29 protein-coding genes and 2 tRNA genes are annotated in these 18,801 nt (G+C 43.1%); 24 read left to right on the forward strand and 7 right to left on the reverse strand.

From position 1 onward, the window contains the following. Position 1: 1 nt before the first annotated feature. From AAZR23_RS03505 to AAZR23_RS03520, 4 genes are all read right to left on the reverse strand, one after another. Positions 2-556 (reverse strand): type II toxin-antitoxin system VapC family toxin, encoded by a 555-nt coding sequence (locus AAZR23_RS03505; RefSeq protein WP_250211972.1) that lies wholly within the window; start codon positions 554-556, stop codon positions 2-4. Beyond that, complete coding sequence (locus AAZR23_RS03510; RefSeq protein ID WP_214191307.1) at positions 553-1,260, reverse strand: hypothetical protein; 708 nt, start codon at positions 1,258-1,260, stop codon at positions 553-555. The genes AAZR23_RS03505 and AAZR23_RS03510 overlap by 4 nt, the downstream gene beginning before the upstream one ends. Before the next feature lie 134 nt (positions 1,261-1,394). Continuing rightward, positions 1,395-1,736, reverse strand: coding sequence for a DUF3024 domain-containing protein (locus AAZR23_RS03515; protein WP_214191308.1), 342 nt, complete (start codon positions 1,734-1,736; stop codon positions 1,395-1,397). A 38-nt stretch (positions 1,737-1,774) separates the two neighbouring features. After that, entirely contained in the window at positions 1,775-2,422 is a 648-nt protein-coding gene (locus AAZR23_RS03520) for an XRE family transcriptional regulator (protein WP_182095606.1), read from the reverse strand. A gap of 99 nt (positions 2,423-2,521) precedes the next feature. Here AAZR23_RS03520 and AAZR23_RS03525 point away from each other — a divergent pair, with 99 nt between their 5' ends. The 4 genes from AAZR23_RS03525 to AAZR23_RS03540 all read left to right on the forward strand — a co-directional run bounded on the left by AAZR23_RS03525 (position 2,522) and on the right by AAZR23_RS03540 (position 4,849). Beyond that, positions 2,522-2,731: a helix-turn-helix domain-containing protein gene (locus AAZR23_RS03525; RefSeq protein WP_036414492.1), complete on the forward strand. Its 210-nt coding sequence runs from the start codon at positions 2,522-2,524 to the stop codon at positions 2,729-2,731. 130 nt (positions 2,732-2,861) lie between these two features. Next, complete coding sequence (locus tag AAZR23_RS03530) at positions 2,862-3,188, forward strand: hypothetical protein (protein ID WP_036414494.1); 327 nt, start codon at positions 2,862-2,864, stop codon at positions 3,186-3,188. Between the two features lie 141 nt (positions 3,189-3,329). Then, a complete protein-coding gene (locus AAZR23_RS03535) occupies positions 3,330-4,121 on the forward strand; it encodes a replication protein (protein ID WP_096747802.1) in 792 nt (263 codons plus the stop codon). Beyond that, positions 4,121-4,849 (forward strand): ATP-binding protein, encoded by a 729-nt coding sequence (locus AAZR23_RS03540; protein WP_126324390.1) that lies wholly within the window; start codon positions 4,121-4,123, stop codon positions 4,847-4,849. Before AAZR23_RS03535 ends, AAZR23_RS03540 begins: the two co-directional genes overlap by 1 nt. A gap of 36 nt (positions 4,850-4,885) precedes the next feature. Here the strand turns inward: AAZR23_RS03540 and AAZR23_RS03545 are convergent. Further along, positions 4,886-4,960: transfer RNA gene (locus AAZR23_RS03545), tRNA-Gly, on the reverse strand. Between the two features lie 2 nt (positions 4,961-4,962). Next, positions 4,963-5,038, reverse strand: a tRNA-Lys gene (locus AAZR23_RS03550). 59 nt (positions 5,039-5,097) lie between these two features. Between AAZR23_RS03550 and AAZR23_RS03555 the strand changes: the two genes are divergently transcribed. Then, positions 5,098-5,541, forward strand: a complete 444-nt coding sequence (locus AAZR23_RS03555; RefSeq protein ID WP_046024444.1) for a recombination protein NinB — start codon at positions 5,098-5,100, stop codon at positions 5,539-5,541. A 205-nt stretch (positions 5,542-5,746) separates the two neighbouring features. Further along, a complete protein-coding gene (locus tag AAZR23_RS03560; protein ID WP_434690565.1) occupies positions 5,747-6,151 on the forward strand; it encodes a hypothetical protein in 405 nt (134 codons plus the stop codon). A gap of 27 nt (positions 6,152-6,178) precedes the next feature. On the opposite strand, the gene AAZR23_RS03565 is transcribed toward AAZR23_RS03560, so the two are convergent. Then, positions 6,179-6,622, reverse strand: coding sequence for a universal stress protein (locus AAZR23_RS03565; RefSeq protein WP_434690568.1), 444 nt, complete (start codon positions 6,620-6,622; stop codon positions 6,179-6,181). Between the two features lie 109 nt (positions 6,623-6,731). On the opposite strand from AAZR23_RS03565, the gene AAZR23_RS03570 reads away from it, so the two are divergent. The 18 genes from AAZR23_RS03570 (at position 6,732) to AAZR23_RS03655 (ending at position 18,799) form a co-directional block, all read left to right on the forward strand. Then, on the forward strand, positions 6,732-7,361 hold the full coding sequence (locus AAZR23_RS03570; protein ID WP_096747285.1) for a recombination protein NinG: 630 nt from the start codon (positions 6,732-6,734) through the stop codon (positions 7,359-7,361). Between the two features lie 289 nt (positions 7,362-7,650). Beyond that, positions 7,651-8,088, forward strand: a complete 438-nt coding sequence (locus AAZR23_RS03575) for an antiterminator Q family protein (RefSeq protein ID WP_046024441.1) — start codon at positions 7,651-7,653, stop codon at positions 8,086-8,088. Between the two features lie 374 nt (positions 8,089-8,462). Then, the gene (gene cspE / locus AAZR23_RS03580; RefSeq protein ID WP_004242341.1) at positions 8,463-8,675 is read left to right on the forward strand and encodes a transcription antiterminator/RNA stability regulator CspE; all 213 of its coding nucleotides are present in this window, start codon (positions 8,463-8,465) and stop codon (positions 8,673-8,675) included. A gap of 9 nt (positions 8,676-8,684) precedes the next feature. Beyond that, the gene (ymcF, locus tag AAZR23_RS03585) at positions 8,685-8,825 is read left to right on the forward strand and encodes a cold shock small protein YmcF (RefSeq protein ID WP_223302381.1); all 141 of its coding nucleotides are present in this window, start codon (positions 8,685-8,687) and stop codon (positions 8,823-8,825) included. Positions 8,826-8,900: 75 nt separating this feature from the next. Next, a complete protein-coding gene (gene lpxL / locus AAZR23_RS03590) occupies positions 8,901-9,830 on the forward strand; it encodes an LpxL/LpxP family Kdo(2)-lipid IV(A) lauroyl/palmitoleoyl acyltransferase (protein WP_218455438.1) in 930 nt (309 codons plus the stop codon). Between the two features lie 268 nt (positions 9,831-10,098). Beyond that, positions 10,099-10,533 carry a phosphate-starvation-inducible protein PsiE gene (gene psiE / locus AAZR23_RS03595; RefSeq protein WP_317419150.1) on the forward strand — a complete coding sequence of 145 codons (435 nt, stop codon included), beginning with the start codon at positions 10,099-10,101 and terminating at the stop codon, positions 10,531-10,533. Between the two features lie 605 nt (positions 10,534-11,138). After that, a complete protein-coding gene (locus AAZR23_RS03600) occupies positions 11,139-11,291 on the forward strand; it encodes an MbeCy (protein ID WP_166707600.1) in 153 nt (50 codons plus the stop codon). A gap of 168 nt (positions 11,292-11,459) precedes the next feature. Beyond that, positions 11,460-11,666 (forward strand): hypothetical protein, encoded by a 207-nt coding sequence (locus AAZR23_RS03605; RefSeq protein ID WP_166707601.1) that lies wholly within the window; start codon positions 11,460-11,462, stop codon positions 11,664-11,666. 480 nt (positions 11,667-12,146) lie between these two features. Beyond that, positions 12,147-12,338 (forward strand): phage holin family protein, encoded by a 192-nt coding sequence (locus AAZR23_RS03610; RefSeq protein WP_004238694.1) that lies wholly within the window; start codon positions 12,147-12,149, stop codon positions 12,336-12,338. Further along, positions 12,331-12,807 carry a lysozyme gene (locus AAZR23_RS03615; protein WP_166707602.1) on the forward strand — a complete coding sequence of 159 codons (477 nt, stop codon included), beginning with the start codon at positions 12,331-12,333 and terminating at the stop codon, positions 12,805-12,807. Before AAZR23_RS03610 ends, AAZR23_RS03615 begins: the two co-directional genes overlap by 8 nt. A gap of 136 nt (positions 12,808-12,943) precedes the next feature. After that, a complete protein-coding gene (locus AAZR23_RS03620; RefSeq protein ID WP_317419153.1) occupies positions 12,944-13,321 on the forward strand; it encodes a hypothetical protein in 378 nt (125 codons plus the stop codon). Then, positions 13,239-13,463: an Rz1-like lysis system protein LysC gene (gene lysC / locus AAZR23_RS03625; RefSeq protein ID WP_434690577.1), complete on the forward strand. Its 225-nt coding sequence runs from the start codon at positions 13,239-13,241 to the stop codon at positions 13,461-13,463. The genes AAZR23_RS03620 and lysC overlap by 83 nt, the downstream gene beginning before the upstream one ends. 304 nt (positions 13,464-13,767) lie before the next feature. Next, positions 13,768-14,040 (forward strand): helix-turn-helix domain-containing protein, encoded by a 273-nt coding sequence (locus tag AAZR23_RS03630; protein ID WP_024473808.1) that lies wholly within the window; start codon positions 13,768-13,770, stop codon positions 14,038-14,040. Positions 14,041-14,419: 379 nt separating this feature from the next. Further along, entirely contained in the window at positions 14,420-14,935 is a 516-nt protein-coding gene (locus AAZR23_RS03635; RefSeq protein WP_434692379.1) for a lipocalin family protein, read from the forward strand. Positions 14,936-15,204: 269 nt separating this feature from the next. Beyond that, entirely contained in the window at positions 15,205-15,402 is a 198-nt protein-coding gene (locus AAZR23_RS03640) for a hypothetical protein (protein WP_111759702.1), read from the forward strand. A 2-nt stretch (positions 15,403-15,404) separates the two neighbouring features. After that, positions 15,405-15,932 carry a terminase small subunit gene (locus AAZR23_RS03645; protein ID WP_036414524.1) on the forward strand — a complete coding sequence of 176 codons (528 nt, stop codon included), beginning with the start codon at positions 15,405-15,407 and terminating at the stop codon, positions 15,930-15,932. Position 15,933: 1 nt separating this feature from the next. Next, positions 15,934-17,418: a terminase gene (locus tag AAZR23_RS03650; RefSeq protein WP_126323755.1), complete on the forward strand. Its 1,485-nt coding sequence runs from the start codon at positions 15,934-15,936 to the stop codon at positions 17,416-17,418. 1 nt (position 17,419) lies between these two features. Continuing rightward, positions 17,420-18,799 (forward strand): DUF4055 domain-containing protein, encoded by a 1,380-nt coding sequence (locus AAZR23_RS03655; RefSeq protein ID WP_434690582.1) that lies wholly within the window; start codon positions 17,420-17,422, stop codon positions 18,797-18,799. The last annotated feature ends 2 nt before the right edge of the window (positions 18,800-18,801 follow it).

The following is an 18,801-nucleotide window of genomic DNA, read 5'->3' on the forward strand; positions in this document are numbered from 1 at the left end:
GTCAATGCGTTATGTGAGTGCCTGTTTCATCATCTGGATAAAGCGGAAATTGCTCTGGGGGTGGGGCTATATCGGCTAAAGATTTTATTGAAATCCCTAAATCAGTGCACTTCTTAAAAACATTTTTATCATGGCTCCATACTTCATTCACGTTATTCGCTTTAGCAATTGATATGATTTGGCGGTCAAATTTTATTTTACTAGAGGTGTTTTCTGCGGAACTTGCCAATTGCCTAATTTCTTGAAGTGTCGGTAATTTAGCACATTCTATAGCTGCAATTTCATCAAATGAAACCAACTCAAAGCATGACATTGATGATATAAGGTTAACATGATCAATATGCTTCTCTTTATCGATGCCAACAAGGTATTCAGCTAAAACTGGCGTAGGTACAATAATTACACCGCCAATTTGTTCAATGTAATCTTTCAGGGCTTTAGCCCTTAAGTGTACATTATCAACCTTTGTGTTATCTCGAGGGTTTATCCACGATCCCTGAGGTTCTACATCTAGCATCATGCAAATTAAGATGTTGGTATCAATGATAACTTTCAATTGATGCTCCTAACCTTGTGTAGAATGTCTTCGCGGTCTTCCATTTCATCCCACTTGTTATTTTCATCTTCTTTTAAAATGGATAGTGCTTGTTTTATTGAAATATCTTTAAGTAATTCAAATTTTTCAATTTTAAGTTTTTTTAGTTTCCATATGCCGTTGATGCTTTCCCAGTCTCCAACACCATGAACTCTGATTTTTTTGAACAGATATTTTGCCAGCTGAGTAGCGGTTTGTTGATTTGCTTCGCAATTTAAAATTTCATTATTGGCACCGAGTAACTTGACTGGAATAGTCTCATCTCGACCTCCTATGTTATATAACTGACCTTGCACTTTTGTTTTTTTCGTAATGGCAATTGGTTTTGGTTCTATGTGAGGAGTTATGCTGCCGATAACTATATTATCTTCAGATAGTATTTGTGCCGTATAATTGTCTCTGGCAAGGTATTTAGCTATATCTCGATAATCTTTCGATTCACTAGCAATACTTGCGTTTATGTTTGCTATTACCGAACCATAAGTACCCTGGCTTTTCGTGTATGAAATTAACTCAGCCGAGCCTTCTTCTACGGATGAAAAATGAACATCACTTTCACCGCACATTTTTGTAAGTGCAGCAAGATATTGAACAAGCTTTGCTTGTGGTAACTCATCTGGCTTTGTCCCGCCAAGTTTAAGTTTTATCTTGTGAATTTTGCTCATAATTAATCCGATTTTCTGCTTTGTATCGGTACCCCTGTGATGTTGTGAGTTTATTACAGTGATGACGATATCTCTACTTTTAATATTATCTGACGGCTTACCACTACAGGCTAAAACGTGTCGTCAGGCCACTGTTAGCCGAAGAATCGATGATCTGCATCTTCATCAATAATTTTTATTGCGTCAGAAAAACTGCCTATCATTCGGCCATCATAGTGTCGCCATTCATTATTCTCAGTAGACCAGAACAGAGACCACGAGTTGCTGTTTCTGTTGTTTGTTATTTTGGCCAGCATTTCTTCTGCACGTCCGGTACTCCAAGACAGTTGTCTAACCTCGAAAATGATTACACTATCATCTTCAATACGATACTGAAGGTCATGTTCATCCCGGATATGTTTTGGTGGGCGACGCTTTTCCATGAAATAGTTCATACATTGTTTAATTTGTACGACTTCAGTGTCACTGAATGCCATAGTTTGTCCTTAGAACACGTTTGATTATCAGTACTGGCTTATGATTGCTCGCACTTATCGATAAACTTAGTCGGCTTTACAATCGCTGCCACATAATGCATTTTTTCCACTTCACGTGGATCAACTGTGATTGGCGGGTGAGTATTGTTGACGCTGGTGAATTGGTAACTACCATCTCTGGTTTTATTCAGTATTTTTACCATGTTCTTACCTTCAACAGTGCGCACAAAGACCTCATCGCCGGATCTGACTACTGTGTTGGGCTCAACAACCACATACTCACCTGACTGAATCCTGGGCCACATACTGTCACCCTTAACTTTGAGGGCATAAGCGTCCTTATCATCGCTGTAAATTTGAATCCATCCCTCAAGGGCCTCTATCATATCCACTGCGCCATCAATCCCCAGGAATGCTTCCCCAACTACTTTAACCATGCCATTGGGGACGAATCCAACAAACTCAACATTATCATCTTGTTGCTGTGTAGTGGTATCGGAGAATAGGTCGGCTACCGTGACACCAAGAGCAGCCGCAATTTTTGTTAATGTGCTCTCGGAGTAGCCTTGGATATTCCTTTCAAGGCGAGAGATATTCCCCACGTCGCTATCAATAGCAGTGGCTAATTGCAGGATTGTTAATCCCTTCTGTTTTCTGAGAGCTCTAATTTTTGTTCCTATTTTCATATTATCATTCAACTTTATTTATGCGTCTCACACAAAGCGTATTGCGCATATCAAAGTATATGGTAATATGCGTATGGCGCATTCAAGGTGGAGTGAGATATGCAAATAACGCCTTTAAGGAAAATTCGTTTGGAAAAGCAATTAACAATTGCAGAGGTGGCGGCCGCAATTAACTACGATGTCGGGAACCTCAGTCGTTTGGAGCGTGGCGCTCAGACGGCATCACTTGAGATTGCTGAAAAATTGGTGAAATTTTACGAAAAAAAAATCACTGAAATGCAGATTTTGTATCCGCAGAGGTATATGTAGTTACCCTGGTTCTTTAACAATCGCAGAGCTGTTAGCTGCTACGGAGTCACTGATAAAGTGACGATTTACATATAAAACTACCTCACAGGATGTGAGCTACGGACTATCTATACCAAAAGGAATTTACATTATGGAAAATGCAAATCCACGCAAATCGTTCAACCGGTTTGTGTCAAATCATCTGATGACAACCGCTCATCAGGCAATCAGAAACACCACACAGACGGTCGTTGCAAAACTACTCGGTGTTCACGATTCAACAATCCTGCGCAGAACAGAAAAGTTACCGGAGATATGCGAGACATTGGCCGCAGCCGGTATCAGGGATTTTGTTTTGCCTGGCGAAAGAAAAATCAGTGAGGAGGAGTATCGGTTTCTGTGGAAGCAGATTGGTGAACTCTCTCAGATGAGAATCAAAGAAAACGCCCCGACTGTTGGAGCAGCAGAGGCGCATTAAGAAAAGCACTTAATATTTATACTGTATCAATAGCCAGTGTTGTTGAAAAGAGGGAAACATAAAGTTTCCCTCTTTTGATACAGCAATTAACGGAGTAATTATACATGAAAGTAATTACAAAACAAAGATATGGAGGTCGCTATGAATACAGCGGAAGTGTATGAATTCCCTGTTAAGCAGGAGCAACCACGAGTGGCAGACCTGGACGATGGTTACACTAAACTCGCCAACGAACTGCTGGAGTCTCTTTCATGCTGCAATCTGACAGCCAGACAGTTCCGGGTAATGTTGGCACTGATCAGAAAAACATACGGGTTCGGGAAGAAAAATGACCGGATAGCAGATTCTCAGCTGTCAGAAATTACCGGCCTGTCCCGTCAGAACGTTAACAAGGCAAAGAACGAATTAATTTCAATGAATTACATCGTGAAAGATGGCAATAAGATTGGGGTTAACAAGGAGGTTTCGGCGTGGAAAAATCAACTTAGAGACACTGTCTCTAATCTGGAGACAAAAAAAGTCTCTAAGTTAGAGACAAATGATGTCTCTGGTTTGGAGACACACAAAAGAAATACTTTAAAGAAAAAAGAAAATATATATACCCCTATATCCCCTAAACCTGAAAAACCGGCAAAGCCAGAACCCTTTGATGCAAATGCACACCCGCTGCCTGACTGGTTGAGCCGTGATACCTGGGTGAACTGGGTTACCTACCGGAAAGACCTGAAAAAACCGATCAGGACAAAACAGACACTAAACGGGCTGATATCCAGGCTGACTAAATTTTACGAGGCAGGGTATACACCTGAGAGCGTAATCGACGAATCGATATCAAACGGCTGGACTGGCTTGTTTATGCCGAAATCACCACCAACACGGTCGCGCATTGTCCGGCCTAAGCGTGTTCAGCAATTCATACCGGAGGACTTCTGATGGCAACAGCAGCACAGACTCTGGCGAGGTTTAACCGCATGAAGCCGGAGCACATCAAGCCAAAATTCACGAATGCTGCTGAGCTGATGGCGTGGCAGCGTGAGCAGGGCGCCATCGATGCGAAACGGATTGCTGACGAAAACCGTGTGGCTCGACTGCATAAAATCATGGGGCGTTCCGGTATCAGACCGTTACACCAGGAATGCACGTTTGAGAACTATCTGGCGACAACGCCTGAGCAACAGCGGGCACTCAGTAAATCACAGCAGTACGCATCTGAGTTTGGTAAATCATTTGGTGGATTTATTTTCAGCGGTAATCCCGGCACCGGTAAAAACCATCTGGCAGCGGCCATCGGCAACCAGATAATCCGGAACGGGAAAAGCATTCTGATTGCCACTCTGCCAGACCTGATGATGCGTGTCCGTGAAACATACCAGAAGGGGGCGAAAACTACGGAGTCGCAGCTGATCAGCGACCTGTGCGAAGTGGATTTACTGGTGCTGGATGATGTCGGCGTACAGCGTAATAACCTGAACGAAGAACTGATTATTTTTCAGGTGGTAGACCGCCGGTTATCGAATAAAAAACCGGTAGGTGTGCTGACCAATCTCAATTTTGACGAACTGGCAAAAGCATTGGGTGATCGGGTTATTGACCGCCTGAGAATGGGTTCGCCGACCGTTATCAATTTCACATGGGAAAGCTTCCGCAGGCAGGTTAAGTAGCGTCATAACCCAGGACAGAAGACTTTTTGAAATGATTGGAGCGGCCAGCGGGAATCGAACCCGCATCATCAGCTTGGAAGGCTGAGGTAATAGCCATTATACGATGACCGCAATGGTGGGTCGTGGGAGGCTCGAACTCCCGACCAATTGATTAAGAGTCAACTGCTCTACCGGCTGAGCTAACGACCCGAAGAAATTAAAATACACCCGTAAGAAACTAACGGCAACCGATAACCTCAGGAGGTTGAATGCAAAAACAGACATTCCTTCTCAGGAATATACAGATACTCAGAAATCTCAAGGCAGAGCTCGACAATCTCCCGCTTAACGAAGAATTCCCCCTCGAAGTAAAAATATCCGATCCGAAGCGAACCCTTCCCCAAAATGACATGTTTCATGCGCTGTGCGGCAATGTAGCAGAGCAGGGCATTGTATGGGCTGGCAATACGTGGGGATTGCAGGACTGGAAATGTATTTTCGTATCCGGACATGCAAAGGCGACAGGCCGTGACGGTACGCTTATTCCGGGACTTGAGGGAGAGATTGTACCGCTGGCAAGAGAAAGTACCGCAAACATGAGTAAGAAGCGCATGACAAGCTTAATCGAATATTCGCAGGCGTGGGCTATAGGTGAAGGTATAAAACCCCGCGCCGCGCGATACAGGTTTAATCATTACGGACATCAGGAATAGGAGCAGGACGTATGAAAGAACCGCACATACACCGACTTCTCACCAATGACGAAGCCGATAATCTCTGCATTTACTACAGGCGTAAGGGGTATAACCCGGTGAAGTCACTGAATATCAATCCTCAGTATTTCGACGTCACCGTGTATCTGCCGGTAGTCAGATATCTGAAACCAACACCACGGGCAATGATTAACAGGATGTGGCGATGAATGACGAACAATTCAAAGTATGCGTTGACATAATCAGGGCATGTCGCGATCTGGATTCGTTCACCAATCACGAGGCCGGACTGCGCACAGGAAACTCGACAGAGTTCATTAAGTGGTTTACCAACAAAATGCTGTATATCGGATGTTTGCGAAAGGTTGGTACAACGAGGCATAACCGCCATGAGAGTCCGTTATTTGCTATATCGCCGGATGCTGTCACCAGGCTGTATCGTTACGTTTGTGATTCACGTGGTGAGTTAGTGCCGGGTGGTGAGCAGAGTGAGAGAAAACGAATCGAATTTTGCGGAAAGGTGGTCAGCAAAGCATACATTGAGCCGGGTTTCGGACAGTCGATTATAACCAGAATGGACGCAATGCTGCGGGAAGTGCGCTGTTTATAAAGACAGTTTCCCGCAGCATAACATGCGTTATCTTACTATAAATACGGATGTTTTTGCGTAATGTGCTAACGATGAAGCAGTTGAACCAAGGATATGTGTTTTAAAGCTTGGATTGCGGGAGCCAATAATAATAAGGTCAGCTTTAATCTGTTGGGATACGTCGATTATGATGTCGGCAGCACTACCAATCTTAACGAGCAGGGATACCTGGTTATCGGGGATGCCGAATTTACTTACAACTTCTTTTAGTTCTTTTTCAATGGTCTTAGATGTTTCATCTTCGAATTTAGTATCTTCAGTGATCATCGTGTATCCAACACCATACTCATTATATTTTTCGGCGGGGGAAATGACAGTCAAGAAATAAAAATGTGTATTTTTATTTACTGAGAATTCATTGATTTCAGAAATGACCTTGTCGGTCAAATAGTTATGATTTAGGTCTATAGGTACAAGAATAACTTTATGCATAACCAACTCCTTTATGAAGAATTAACATCTCATCATTAATAGTAGAACACTTTATCGCCGTTAATCGAAGTTTTTTGCAATCATATATTTATCGAACTGAAGGAGGGGTATGATGAAGTGGCCAAGGCGAAAATGCCTGATATGCCGCGACTGGTTTCACCCGAAGTTTAGTAACGAATGGTGGTGCTGTCCGGAGCATGGTGCTGAGTTGGCAATAAAGCGACGAAGCAGGGAAAGGGAAAAGGCTGAAGCCAAATTAAGAAAGGAGCAGCAGCAAAAAGAACGTGAAGCAAAAGATAAATTAAAAATCCGCAAGTTAGCAGTAAAACCTACCTCATATTTCCGGCAGCAAGCACAAACAGCGTTTAACCAATTCATCAGACTCAGAGACCGCGATGAACCATGCATCAGTTGTGGTGAACCTAATCCGCCTGATTTACATGGTGGGCAGTGGGACTGCGGTCATTTTCTGTCTGTCGGGTCACATCCTGAGCTGCGGTTTGAGGAGCGAAATGCCTATAAGCAATGTAAATCATGCAATGCGGGGGCCGGTAAATTCTCACACAAAAATAACACTGTAACGCAGAAATACGAGTTACGGCTGATTGAAAAATTTGGACAGGAGTTAGTTGACTGGTTACGCGGTCCGCATGAGATACCGCACTGGAAGCGGGAAGACTATATCCGTATACGCGATGAGTACCGTGCGAAAGTGAGGGAGTTAAAGCGTAAGACCTGAAATTACACCGATACCTGAACACTACGGTAATCAGGCGACACTGGCGACTGAGTTGAAAATAAACCGGTACACAGTCAGGACGTTTCACCGGGATACCTGGTGCGAAGCGTACATAATCTACATCGGTGTGCTTATGACCGAGTTCGAGATGAAAGGCATACAGGAGTGAGAACAATGAGAGAGAAACATTGGAGCAACACTACTCTTCAGGGCAACTATACGGGAAGCGCCATTTCTGTTTTATCGGAAGATATTAAACCTCATAGCCTGCAAAATAACGAGGTAATGTATGCGTGATATTCGCCAGGTGTTAGAACGGTGGGGGGCTTGGGTTGTTGATAATCAGGAATCAGTATATTGGTCACCAATTGCTGCCGGGTTTAAAGGGCTGATCCCTGAAAAAGTTAAGAGTCGTCAGCAATGTACTGATAATGATGCACTGGTGATATCCGGCATTATGGCAAAACTGAACATCCGCAACAGCGATATGCATGATCTGCTTTTTGATTACTATGTTTTCGGTAAGACGTTTATTCAGTTGGCCAAGAAATACGGGTGCTCAGACACTCACATAGGGAAAAAACTCCAGAAGGCAGAAGGGCTGGTGGAAGGAATGCTCATAATGGGAGATGTAAAACTGGAAATGGACGGTACATCACATCATGGAGGTATGCGGACATTTATGAACAAATTACATGATTTAAAAATTAATGCTTTACGATCGTAAAAAAGACGCTATTGTGATCAGAGTTATTTCTGTGTCGTATTGATTACAAACTGAAACCCCGTTTTTACGGGGTTTTTTTATGTTGATAAACAGATAAGATAATTGGTTAAAATCAGTCGTGATTTACGTGTAGTGATACGTAACATCTGAGGGATAAAATAATAAAGTTTGCTATTTGTGATCATCTGTGGCTTAATGGCGTCACTGGTTTGGAAGTACAGGCCTATTTATGCTAGTCAGTTTAAAGTTGTTCACCATTTAGCGTTATCCTCGATACCACTTCATTGCGAATTCCTTCTAATTAATTCCCATAAGTAAAAATAAAAAACAAACCTCATATGCCTTATGGCAATCAAAAAATTAAAGGAAATTCTATGTCTAATACAATGACTGGTTCAGTAAAATGGTTTAACGAATCGAAAGGTTTTGGCTTCATCACTCCGGCTGACGGCAGCAAAGATGTGTTTGTTCACTTCTCTGCGATCCAGAGCGACAGCTTCAAGACATTATTTGAAGGTCAGAATGTTACCTTCAATATTGAAGACGGGGCAAAAGGTCCGTCTGCATCAAATGTGGTGGGTCTCTAAGGCGCACCAATGATAATAGCACTGTTTTTTCAGTGCCCCTGTTGCAGTGGAACACAATACCGGACTTCGCACTTTGATGTTTCTGCATCAAATCCGCATGGTGCAAAATGCATTTTTTGTAAAACGGTGATGCTGTTGTCCAGGCAATAGAAAAACTAAATTCCAAGGCCTGATAATATTATCAGGCCTTTTTATTATGCAGTAATTATTACTTATCAGGAAAAAATGTATTCTCTGAATAAATTTTCTATCAGGCTTCTTCACCCAAGGTACATTTTAACCTGGATTGGTATCCTGTTGCTTTTCTGTTTTGTTCAGATGCCTTATCCATGGCTTGTGTTTTTAGGCGATAAGTTAGGTCGTTTTTCTGGTTTGTTCCTGAAAAGGCGGGTATCCATAATTAAAAAAAATTTAGAATTATGTTTTCCTGACAGAAATAAAATCCAGATAGAGAGTATGGTTGCAAGCAACCTGTCATCTTTAGGGATTGCATTATTTGAAACCGGTATTGCCTGGTTCTGGAATGACAAAAAAATTAATGAAATATTTAGAGTAACGGGTTGTGATAACTTTAATGATGTATATGACAAAAATAATGGTGTTTTAATTATTGGTATTCATTCCATGTCGCTGGAACTTGGGGGCAGAGTTATGGGGCTGTGTTTTCCTGTAAATGCTATGTATCGTCCCCACAACAATAAAGCAATGGAGTATATACAGACAAGGTGCCGAAGCCGCTCCGGAAGCGGAATGATCGACCGTAAGAATCTGAAGTTTATGGTATCGGAACTCAAACGCGGGCAGGCTATTTGGTTTGCTCCGGATCAGGACTTTGGAACTAAAGGTACTATCTTCGCCCCTTTTTTTTCGGTAGCTAATGCTTCTACATCAAAAGGAGTGGCAGCTATAGCCAAATTATCGAAGTCACCGATACTTACTGCAACGATGATAAGAAATAATGAAAGTGGTAAGAGGCCTTATGAATTAATAATTGGTAAAGAAATTGCTGATTTTCCGTGTGGAGATGACCTGGCAGATGCTGAGAAACTAAATCAGATTATTGAGGCAGAAATCATGCATGCTCCGGACCAATACTTGTGGGCACACAGAAGGTTTAAGACCAGACCTCCGGGAGAAAATTCTCTGTACAAATAAGTTACAAAGATTGTCATTGAATGATCTCTGTATCACATTGCTTATAAATAAAAACTTCGTATTGCGGGTTTTTATACTCATGTTGATGAAGTTGATTATTTATTGTAATCACGTGTAAGTAAGACAGTTAAAGAAATAGAATGTGGTAAACTGTATAAACACATTTCATATCAGCTGACGTTTAGCAAGTTCCGTACCTTCGGTTCTTTATTTTTGTATTCTATAAAAAATAGATGTGATATTGACGAGGGAAACCTCAGGAGCCATCATGTCAGGGTTGAGCCAATCAAAGTTAATAAGTCGGTTGCTTCAGTGGATCAGCAGTGCGGCACTGTTACTTTTGGCAATTATATTGATTGTTTTTTTGATAAAAGAAACAATTATCCTTGCTGCTTTGTTATTTAAAAAAAATGACCTGGTGTCGCTGTATTCATTAGTTGATGGGATAATTATATATTTTTTATATTTTGAATTTATTGCATTAATAATCAAGTACTTTCAATCAAACTATCATTTTCCGCTGCATTATTTTTTATATATAGCAATAACAGCGGTTATCAGGCTGGTAGTAGTCGAACATAAACAACCATCATTATTAATCGTATATTCAATTACAATTCTGATATTAGTATTTGCTCTTTATGTAGCTAATACTGAAAAACCAATTCTTAAAAGAAAAAAGGTAAACTGCGAAGCTGAGTAATATCAGGTAAATAAAAAATCCGTGCCAAGACGATGTGGTATAGTAGTGTTGTCAATACCGTGCCGTTGGCTCAGTCTGGGAGCTGACTTTACAACCGTAAGGTTATCTTCTTTACCGGTGAATCAGAGAAATGAGCGGCACTCACGGGACTATGTTCCAGAGGAGTATCTATGTTTAACCCGTTTCAATTTGATACAGTGTTCCGTTTATTTCAATGGTTATCAGTTTCTGCTTTGCTGGTGTTAGCCATTGTGTTGATGGTTGTTTACTTTGCATAAATCACATTTGAAGTATGTGTAAAACTATCCACAGATTACTTGTGTTATGTAAATGTCAGGAATAAATTGATACAAAACATCACCATCCATAAAACGGCCATTATATTTTTAAATTAAAATTTGATTATCTTGTTTTTTGGGGGTCGTATTGATTTTATCTGCTATACTTAAAGAGTAAAAGATGAAGACGGGGAGACTAGGTGCTCCACCAGAGTCTTTTCAGCCTCATCAGTTATGGTGGGGCTTTTTATTATGTAAATACGTGTAAAGTCGACATCTCTGTTTTTATTTTGTGCCAATATTATTTCTTAACAGAGGGAAATTATTGTGCCTAATATGAAAACAGAAGTAATTGTTGTTCGCCTGACCAAAAAAGAGAGAGCGCTCATGGATGCGGTAAAAACTAAACCACTGCTTTCAGATTGGATGAGAGAATTAGCGCTTGCTGAATTGAATAAACAAGAGGGCTGTAATGCATAATATTCTGTTTTTTTGTTTAAAAAAAGATGTACCAGATCCATGGTGTGGCAGGATCAGTTGTCTGGCTGGATTCTTATGACAGGGAATCAGTAGATTTTTTAATTTTTAAAATCCCTGTTAATATGTTATTCCTGTTTTTATAAGTATAAAGAATAACAGGCGGGGTATATGGATTATTATTTAACGTTAACTGAGAGTGATAGTAGTTTTGTTTTACATAAAATTACATGTCAAAAGTTACAGCAGTCTAAAAGTACAGCGTATGTCGGATATTTCTGGGGAGTGCATGCAGCTATTCAACAGGCTGTTGTTATAGCAAAAGGGCCTGTTGTTTTATGTTCGCTATGCCTGAGTCAGGATGATAAAAAACCATAATGATAGCTCACATATTCAATTCTGTTGAATCACCGGATAGAGCATTAGTTGTGTACAAAAAAACCGCAAACAGCAACCGGGGAAAGTATAAGTGTATACCAACAACATAACTAAGATGCATTGTTTACAATTGTAGTGCGTCATTTAGATTAAGAAAGGTTGTATAATATTTATTTAAATTCCAAAGGTCGCCTTTTGCGGCCTTTTTCGTTTATATTGCCACAGCATCAATTACCTTATTATCACTTAACATAAGAGCTGTACGCGGTTTTTATCCATGGCAATAATAAGAGCACTGGAATACGACAGGCTCATTACCTAATCCGTATTCGGACACAGTGCTCTTTTTATTGCTTTCCCGCCGCTGGTGGGATTCTGAATAATGCCGCAGCCACCTCACTTTAACCTGTTTAAAACATATAACCCGGTTGCGGGATTTCCCTATCACTCAACATACGGAACACTCCGCAAGGGGTGGATATGCGCATGTCCGACAAATATTCCAGCCCTACAGCATACGCCTGGGGGCTTATAACCTCTGCCTTTGGCATTTTATCTCTGGATCAGTGGGCCATTGTTGCCGGGATCATCTGTACCGTCGGTACGTTCCTGGTTAACTGGTATTACAAACGGAAGGAATTCCAGTTGAAAGCCGGAGAACATCATGAATAAGCGATTGGTTAAAAAGGTCATGGCCGCTTGTGCTGCCGGAGCAATTGCCGGTGCGCTGGTGCTGATCCCCGCATATGAAGGTGTTGAGTATACGCCTTATCGTGATGTGGCCGGAGTGCTCACAGTATGTTATGGCCATACCGGCAGTGATATTCAGCCCGGCAAGCTGTACACGGACGCTGAATGCAAGGCCCTGTTGCACGACGACCTGACGAAAGTCCGGCGCGCGGTTGATCCTATGATCAAAGTGCCGATTGATGACAATACCCGGGCGGCCATCTATTCATTTGCATATAACACCGGAACCGGTGCGTTCTCGCGCTCCACTATGCTGCGCAAACTCAATGCAGGTGATATCGCCGGTGCGTGTGACGAAATGAAACGCTGGACATTTGCCGGTGGCAAGCAGTGGCACGGACTGATTAACCGGCGGGATACGGAGAACGCGGTATGCCACGGAACCCCTTAACGTTGATCATCATTGCTATCATCCTGCTGACTACTGCTTTGTTGGCGGGTTGTTATCTGTATTCACTCCCGAATCACTGTAAGCCTCTGCCGGGTAACCTGCTGGACGGTGTGATCCATTATAAGTGTGAAGCGTTATGAACCGGAAAGAAGCGGTAATTGCCGCGTTGTTTATTGCTGCCGCCTGGTGGGTATATGACACCTACCGGGATAACCAACAGCTGAAAGTGAGTAACACAGTACTCTCAGGCCAGTTATCAGCACAGCAGGCGATAAATACCACCACGCTTGCAGCTGTTGCCATCAGACACCGCGTGGCACTCGACAACATCAAAGCCAAACAGGTTGAGGACACAGAGCATGTCAACGTTAAGACGGTTATCAAAACAGTATTTAAGGGCAGTGAATGCGCTGCTGCTCCTGTTCCCGCTGATGCTGTCAGTGAGTTGCGCAGATACGCGGCCGGAATTAATACCCGCGCCGGTGGTGCCGCTTCCGCCGCAACTGACCGCTGATTGTGAGCAGATAGATATACCGGATGATCTGACGTTCGGTGGTGCAGTTGAGCTGCTGGCTGATGCCATGAAATATATTGCTAACTGTAATCACGATAAGCAGGCAATACGGGAGATTGAAGCGGAGAGGATAAAAAAATAGCCCGGCTATTGCCGGGCAAATGATTAATAGAAGGTATACTTACGACTCCTGCAATCGAATATACCTGCTAAAAGTTAAACAAAACATAAACAAGTATAATTACTTGGTGTGAGGTTAATAATTAAGGTTAACGAGGTTAATTAATCTTTTTGATAGTCATTAAATTATATTTTTGGTTTTTTTGCGCGAGATATCTTTCTTTGTTGGGTAATCATTCTGAATAGTCTTTTTTTTGTTGATGACTTGGTTTGTCAGTCAGCATATTATGCTTTACTCTTAATATATGTTTGTTAGGAGGTTCAGAATGAAAGATATTAATTTTATTGTAGGCCAGAACATCCGCGATTTAAGACACCGTAATGGCTTGACAACAAAGATGTTAGCCAGAATGCTGGGAGTGTCACAGCAACAGTTGTCAAGGTATGAACGGGGTGTTAATAAAATAGATGTCAGTGTTGTATTTAAGATAATAAATATATTTCATGTGTCTTATGAATATCTGTTTCCTGAAACTCAGAATGATTATACAGAATCAGTAAAAAGCTCCTTTGTATATATGGAGCCTTTAGCAATCTAATTATACCAAAAATATAATCATAAATGATATTCATTACTAAAAAATAATGAATATTATTTTTATTGAAGCATGGGAATACACCATAAAGCCAGCTTAATATTGTGAGCTGGTTTTAGTTTGTATAAAGATATTACCCGGTGTTTCAGTCTGTACGAAAATATAACTGCATAAAAACAGGGTATATCGCAGTGCCATGGTTGACGCTGTAATATCAGGCGGGAAAGGCATTGTTTTATCTGCCGGAAATTTCCTGCTGTTCCTCTGATGTATCACCGATATTGAGATGACAGTAATGGCTGTTGTGGAACAGTGAATAGATCGTACAAACACATTTTTTATGCGAAAGTATCTCATTGGTTAATAACTTGATGAGGTTATGATGCAGATAAAGTCAGTTTTTATGTTTTTGGGTATGTTTCTGCTTAATGGATGCAGTGTCAAAGTGCCCAAAGATATAACCCCGGTTAAACCTTTTGATTTATCTCATTACTTAGGTGACTGGTATGAAATTGCCAGGATAGATAATCGTTTTGAAAAAGGCTTAAGCAAAGTTACAGCTAACTATTCTCTTCGTGATGATGGTGGTGTGAAGGTTATCAACAGGGGTTGGGATGCGAGTAACAATAAATGGAAAGAGAGTACCGGAAAGGCCTATTTTGTTAACTCAACTGATACAGGGGCGTTAAAGGTATCTTTCTTCGGACCTTTCTATGGAGGTTACAATATTATTAAGCTTGATGATGACTATCAGTACTCACTGGTTGTTGGCCCCGATAAAGATTACCTGTGGGTGTTATCACGTACGCCAGCTATGCCGACAGAGCTGTTAAATGAGTATCTCAGCTTTGCCGGTGAACATGGTTTTGACAGAGAAAGAATACTTATATTTCAATAAGATTATATTCCGGTTTATTCCCCGGGATACTGAATGGACTGAATATTAAATATTTCAGCAAATAAAACACAACAACCCGCTCCGGCGGGTTTTTTATTACCTGCGAGCTGCCGATCTCCTCTGCCACATTAGCCATGACCAGTGCCACTCCTCACAGCGAGCGTGTGGACATCCAGAATAATCGGTAACACCGGGATAAAGACACCCTCATATGCGGCGACACCTGCCGTGGTGGAAGAAATGGTGAACATCAATCAACTGAGGTGGACATGACTGAAAAATACGAAGTCACAGCAACCAAAAAGGACGGTACGACATATCACGGACTGACGACAACGAAAGAGCCCCGCATTACTAACGGACTGATTGGTATTTCTGGTCTGGATGGCTCATGGACATATACCGCACCGGATGAAATCAGCGACATCAGATACATTCCGGTGGTTGAGGAAAAGAGCAAGGAATAATTATGGCACTCACAGATAAACAGGAAATGTTTTGTCGTGAGTACCTCGTAGATTTGAACGCTACACAGGCGGCTATTCGTGCGGGGTACAGTGATAAAACTGCGCGAAGTGTCGGGAATGAAAACCTGACAAAACCTGACATCGAAAAACGGATTCAGGAATTAATGAGCAGCCGCAGTGAGCAACTTAAAGTTGATGCTGAATATGTGCTGAGGCGCCTGGTTGAAATAGACCAGATGGATGTTCTCGACATTATGACCGATGACATGAGCATAAGGCCGGTCTCCGACTGGCCTGCATCATGGCGACGCTACCTGAGCGGCTTCGACCTTGCTGATATGTTTGAAGGACGTGGTGAAAATCGGGAAATGATCGGCATCCTGAAGAAAATAAAATGGCCTGACAAGGTCAAGAACCTTGAATTGCTCGGTAAGCACATATCTGTCCAGGCATTCCGGGACCAGATTAAAAGCGAGCATGATGTTGTCGGCACTCTCTCTGACCTGATGGACGAACTATCGGGCAAATAATATGAAGCCAGAGCATTTAGCGTTACTGCGTAATAAGCAATGGCGTCTGAATAATCTGTACTGGATCACCGATAAAGAAGGTCATCCGGTTCGCTTCAAAATGACGCCTGAGCAAACAGAATATTTCGAAGGCATCCACAACCGCAATATCATTCTGAAAGCCCGTCAGCTTGGATTCACGACTGAGGTCTGCATTATCCAGCTTGACGCGGCCATATTTGAATCAGCTAAGTGCGCACTGATAGCGCACACCTTACCGGACGCAAAACGCCTGTTCAGGGAGAAGATAAAGTACGCCTACGAGCGACTTCCGGATGAAATCAAAGCGGCCAATCCTGCGAGCAATGACTCTGCCGGTGAGCTGGTATTCAGCAAAGGTGGCTCGGTGACCGTGTCGGTATCGTTTCGTGGCGGCACGCTGCGTTACCTGCATGTATCGGAGTTCGGAAATATATGCGCCAGGCAGCCGGAAAAGGCCCGTGAGATTGTCACAGGGGCGTTTGAGGCAGTATCAACGGAATGTTTCACTACGATTGAAAGCACGGCAGAGGGTCGGGCTGGTTATTTCTTCGATTATTGCCAACTGGCTGAAAAAGCGCAGATGCAGGGCAAATTATTATCTCCGCTGGACTGGAAGTTTTTCTTCTTCTCCTGGTGGAAGAATCCGCAGTACGCAATCGACCCTGTTGAGCAACTTCCGCAACGCCTGACTGACTATTTTGATGAGCTATCCGGCAAGTACGGAATTACGCTCAACGACCGGCAGAAAGCCTGGTACTACGCCAAAGAAAAATCACTCGGCGACGATATGAAGAGGGAATACCCGTCGATACCGTCAGAGGCATTTCAGCAGTCTGTGGATGGTGCGTATTACGCCAAGCAATTCCGCTGGCTGTACGAGAATAAACGCATTGGCGAAATCCCTGATAACTCACATCTGCCGGTGCATACGTACTGGGATATCGGTGTGGGTGACTCAACGTCAATCTGGTTTGTGCGTGAAGTCGGTGAAGAATTTCACATCATCGATCACTACTCAAACAGTGGCGAAGGTCTGCGGCACTACATGAAAGTACTGAAAGACAAAGGCTATGAATATGCCAGCCACAACGGGCCGCATGATATCGACAACCGCGAGTTCGGTTCAGACGCGAAATCACGCCGGGAACTGGCGCAGGAAGGGTACGAAATTGACGGGCAAACCTACTCCATCCGCTTTGAGGTGGTGCCGAAGCTATCCGTTGATGAGGGTATTGAGGCAGTGCGCGAAATCCTGCCGCTCTGTGTATTCGATGAGAACAAGTGTGGCGAAGGCATTACCCACCTTGAGGCGTACCGGAAAGAATGGGATGACAAACGCGGGTGCTGGAAAGATAAACCACTTCACGACTACACATCACACGATGCTGACGGATTCCGTTATTTTGCGGTCAGTCGCCGCAACGTCAAACGTCTGACAAAGTCTCTGACATTCAACTGGAACTGACATGAATACAAACGTGGATTACAAACATCCGGCATACACCGAATTTTTACCGGAATGGAATATGATCGGGGACTGCGTTGACGGTGAGCGCGTAGTGAAAAGCCGCGGTGAAAAGTACCTGCCGCACCCCGCAGATAAAAAGCGGGATGACGATGATGGTGAGCGATACAAAAAATATCTTCTCCGTGCTTCGTTTCTGAATGCAACCGGACGAACATTAAGCGGATTACTCGGTATTGCATTCAGTAAGCCGGTAAAAATCAGTATATCGGGTGGAACAAAGAGTCTTGAAGCTGATATTGATGGTCAGGGGCAACCATTGACTCAGATGATCCGCGATGCATTGTCTCAGGTATTGCAGCGTGGCCGTGCCGGACTGCTCAGTGATTTCAGTGGGGCAGGTATCCAGACTGAGGCAGACAAAGGCAGACCATACGTCCGGTTGTTTACGGCGAAGGAGATTATCAACTGGCGGGTCACCGGCGGGAAAACATCACTAGTTGTTGTGAAATATCAGGAACCGGTTGAGTCTGATGATTTTGAACTGCAAATGCAGGACCGCTGGATTGAGTTACGTCTGATCGACGGGTTGGCACACTCAAGGCGGTGGCGGAAGGACAGTGAAATCAGCTCTGGCGAGTGGATAAAATTCACTGATGCGCAGGGAAAGCCGCTTTCTGAGTTGCCATGGTCGTGGATTGGGTCAAAAAACAATGACCATACTCCTGATGCGCCACCACTGGCGGACATAGCTTATATGAATATAAAGCATTACCAGATTGAGGCAGATATTGCAGAGTCAGCACACACTATCGGTCAGCCGATGGTTGCGCTGTCAGGCCTGACAGATGACTGGGTGAAAAACCACATGTCAGGCGGGTTCACAGTCGGTTCCCGCAAAGGAGTGTTGTTGCCTCAGGGCGGCGATATGAAGTTTGCACAGCCGGAAGAACGCACCATGCAGATTATTGTGGCAGAGCGCCGGGAAAAGCAGATGGCAATGCTGGGAGCAAAGCTGGTTGAGCGAGGTTCATCGGCGAGAACAGCAACACAGGCACTGGATGAAGCACAGACGGATAACTCTGTTTTATCGTTGAGCGCCGGTAATGTTGAGCAGGCTTTTAATCGTGCGCTGGCTTTCTGTATTCAGTTTGCCGGAGCTGGAGAAGCTTCTGTTGAACTCAATAAGACATACGAGATTGCGCAGTTTGATTCGGCAGCAATTACTGCACTTCTGGCATCTGTGCAGTCCGGCAATATGCGGATTGTAGATTTTATCCGGTACATGCAGGGGGCGAACCTTGTCCCGCAGGATGAGAAACCGGAGGATGTAGCTGAAGAGCTGGAGTTGATCAGAGGTACAAATATGCTGGGAGTATAAAA

The sequence above is a fragment of the Morganella sp. Je.2.23 genome, from assembly GCF_051129855.1.
In the GTDB taxonomy this organism is placed as follows: domain Bacteria; phylum Pseudomonadota; class Gammaproteobacteria; order Enterobacterales; family Enterobacteriaceae; genus Morganella; species Morganella sibonii.

Excerpts from the sequence above, each read along its gene's own strand:
- AAZR23_RS03650 (WP_126323755.1), top strand. The coding sequence starts at position 15,934 with ATGAAGCCAGAGCATTTAGCGTTACTGCGTAATAAGCAATGGCGTCTG.
- AAZR23_RS03535 (WP_096747802.1), top strand. The coding sequence starts at position 3,330 with ATGAATACAGCGGAAGTGTATGAATTCCCTGTTAAGCAGGAGCAACCA.
- AAZR23_RS03555 (WP_046024444.1), top strand. The coding sequence starts at position 5,098 with ATGCAAAAACAGACATTCCTTCTCAGGAATATACAGATACTCAGAAAT.
- AAZR23_RS03510 (WP_214191307.1), bottom strand. The coding sequence starts at position 1,260 with ATGAGCAAAATTCACAAGATAAAACTTAAACTTGGCGGGACAAAGCCA.
- AAZR23_RS03560 (WP_434690565.1), top strand. The coding sequence starts at position 5,747 with ATGAATGACGAACAATTCAAAGTATGCGTTGACATAATCAGGGCATGT.
- AAZR23_RS03640 (WP_111759702.1), top strand. The coding sequence starts at position 15,205 with ATGACTGAAAAATACGAAGTCACAGCAACCAAAAAGGACGGTACGACA.
- AAZR23_RS03605 (WP_166707601.1), top strand. The coding sequence starts at position 11,460 with ATGGATTATTATTTAACGTTAACTGAGAGTGATAGTAGTTTTGTTTTA.
- AAZR23_RS03615 (WP_166707602.1), top strand. The coding sequence starts at position 12,331 with ATGAATAAGCGATTGGTTAAAAAGGTCATGGCCGCTTGTGCTGCCGGA.
- AAZR23_RS03520 (WP_182095606.1), bottom strand. The coding sequence starts at position 2,422 with ATGAAAATAGGAACAAAAATTAGAGCTCTCAGAAAACAGAAGGGATTA.
- lysC (WP_434690577.1), top strand. The coding sequence starts at position 13,239 with ATGCTGTCAGTGAGTTGCGCAGATACGCGGCCGGAATTAATACCCGCG.
- psiE (WP_317419150.1), top strand. The coding sequence starts at position 10,099 with ATGTCAGGGTTGAGCCAATCAAAGTTAATAAGTCGGTTGCTTCAGTGG.
- AAZR23_RS03575 (WP_046024441.1), top strand. The coding sequence starts at position 7,651 with ATGCGTGATATTCGCCAGGTGTTAGAACGGTGGGGGGCTTGGGTTGTT.
- AAZR23_RS03570 (WP_096747285.1), top strand. The coding sequence starts at position 6,732 with ATGATGAAGTGGCCAAGGCGAAAATGCCTGATATGCCGCGACTGGTTT.
- AAZR23_RS03655 (WP_434690582.1), top strand. The coding sequence starts at position 17,420 with ATGAATACAAACGTGGATTACAAACATCCGGCATACACCGAATTTTTA.
- AAZR23_RS03610 (WP_004238694.1), top strand. The coding sequence starts at position 12,147 with ATGCGCATGTCCGACAAATATTCCAGCCCTACAGCATACGCCTGGGGG.
- AAZR23_RS03645 (WP_036414524.1), top strand. The coding sequence starts at position 15,405 with ATGGCACTCACAGATAAACAGGAAATGTTTTGTCGTGAGTACCTCGTA.
- cspE (WP_004242341.1), top strand. The coding sequence starts at position 8,463 with ATGTCTAATACAATGACTGGTTCAGTAAAATGGTTTAACGAATCGAAA.
- AAZR23_RS03530 (WP_036414494.1), top strand. The coding sequence starts at position 2,862 with ATGGAAAATGCAAATCCACGCAAATCGTTCAACCGGTTTGTGTCAAAT.
- AAZR23_RS03565 (WP_434690568.1), bottom strand. The coding sequence starts at position 6,622 with ATGCATAAAGTTATTCTTGTACCTATAGACCTAAATCATAACTATTTG.
- AAZR23_RS03630 (WP_024473808.1), top strand. The coding sequence starts at position 13,768 with ATGAAAGATATTAATTTTATTGTAGGCCAGAACATCCGCGATTTAAGA.
- AAZR23_RS03540 (WP_126324390.1), top strand. The coding sequence starts at position 4,121 with ATGGCAACAGCAGCACAGACTCTGGCGAGGTTTAACCGCATGAAGCCG.
- AAZR23_RS03525 (WP_036414492.1), top strand. The coding sequence starts at position 2,522 with ATGCAAATAACGCCTTTAAGGAAAATTCGTTTGGAAAAGCAATTAACA.
- AAZR23_RS03515 (WP_214191308.1), bottom strand. The coding sequence starts at position 1,736 with ATGGCATTCAGTGACACTGAAGTCGTACAAATTAAACAATGTATGAAC.
- AAZR23_RS03620 (WP_317419153.1), top strand. The coding sequence starts at position 12,944 with ATGAACCGGAAAGAAGCGGTAATTGCCGCGTTGTTTATTGCTGCCGCC.
- lpxL (WP_218455438.1), top strand. The coding sequence starts at position 8,901 with ATGTATTCTCTGAATAAATTTTCTATCAGGCTTCTTCACCCAAGGTAC.
- AAZR23_RS03635 (WP_434692379.1), top strand. The coding sequence starts at position 14,420 with ATGCAGATAAAGTCAGTTTTTATGTTTTTGGGTATGTTTCTGCTTAAT.
- ymcF (WP_223302381.1), top strand. The coding sequence starts at position 8,685 with ATGATAATAGCACTGTTTTTTCAGTGCCCCTGTTGCAGTGGAACACAA.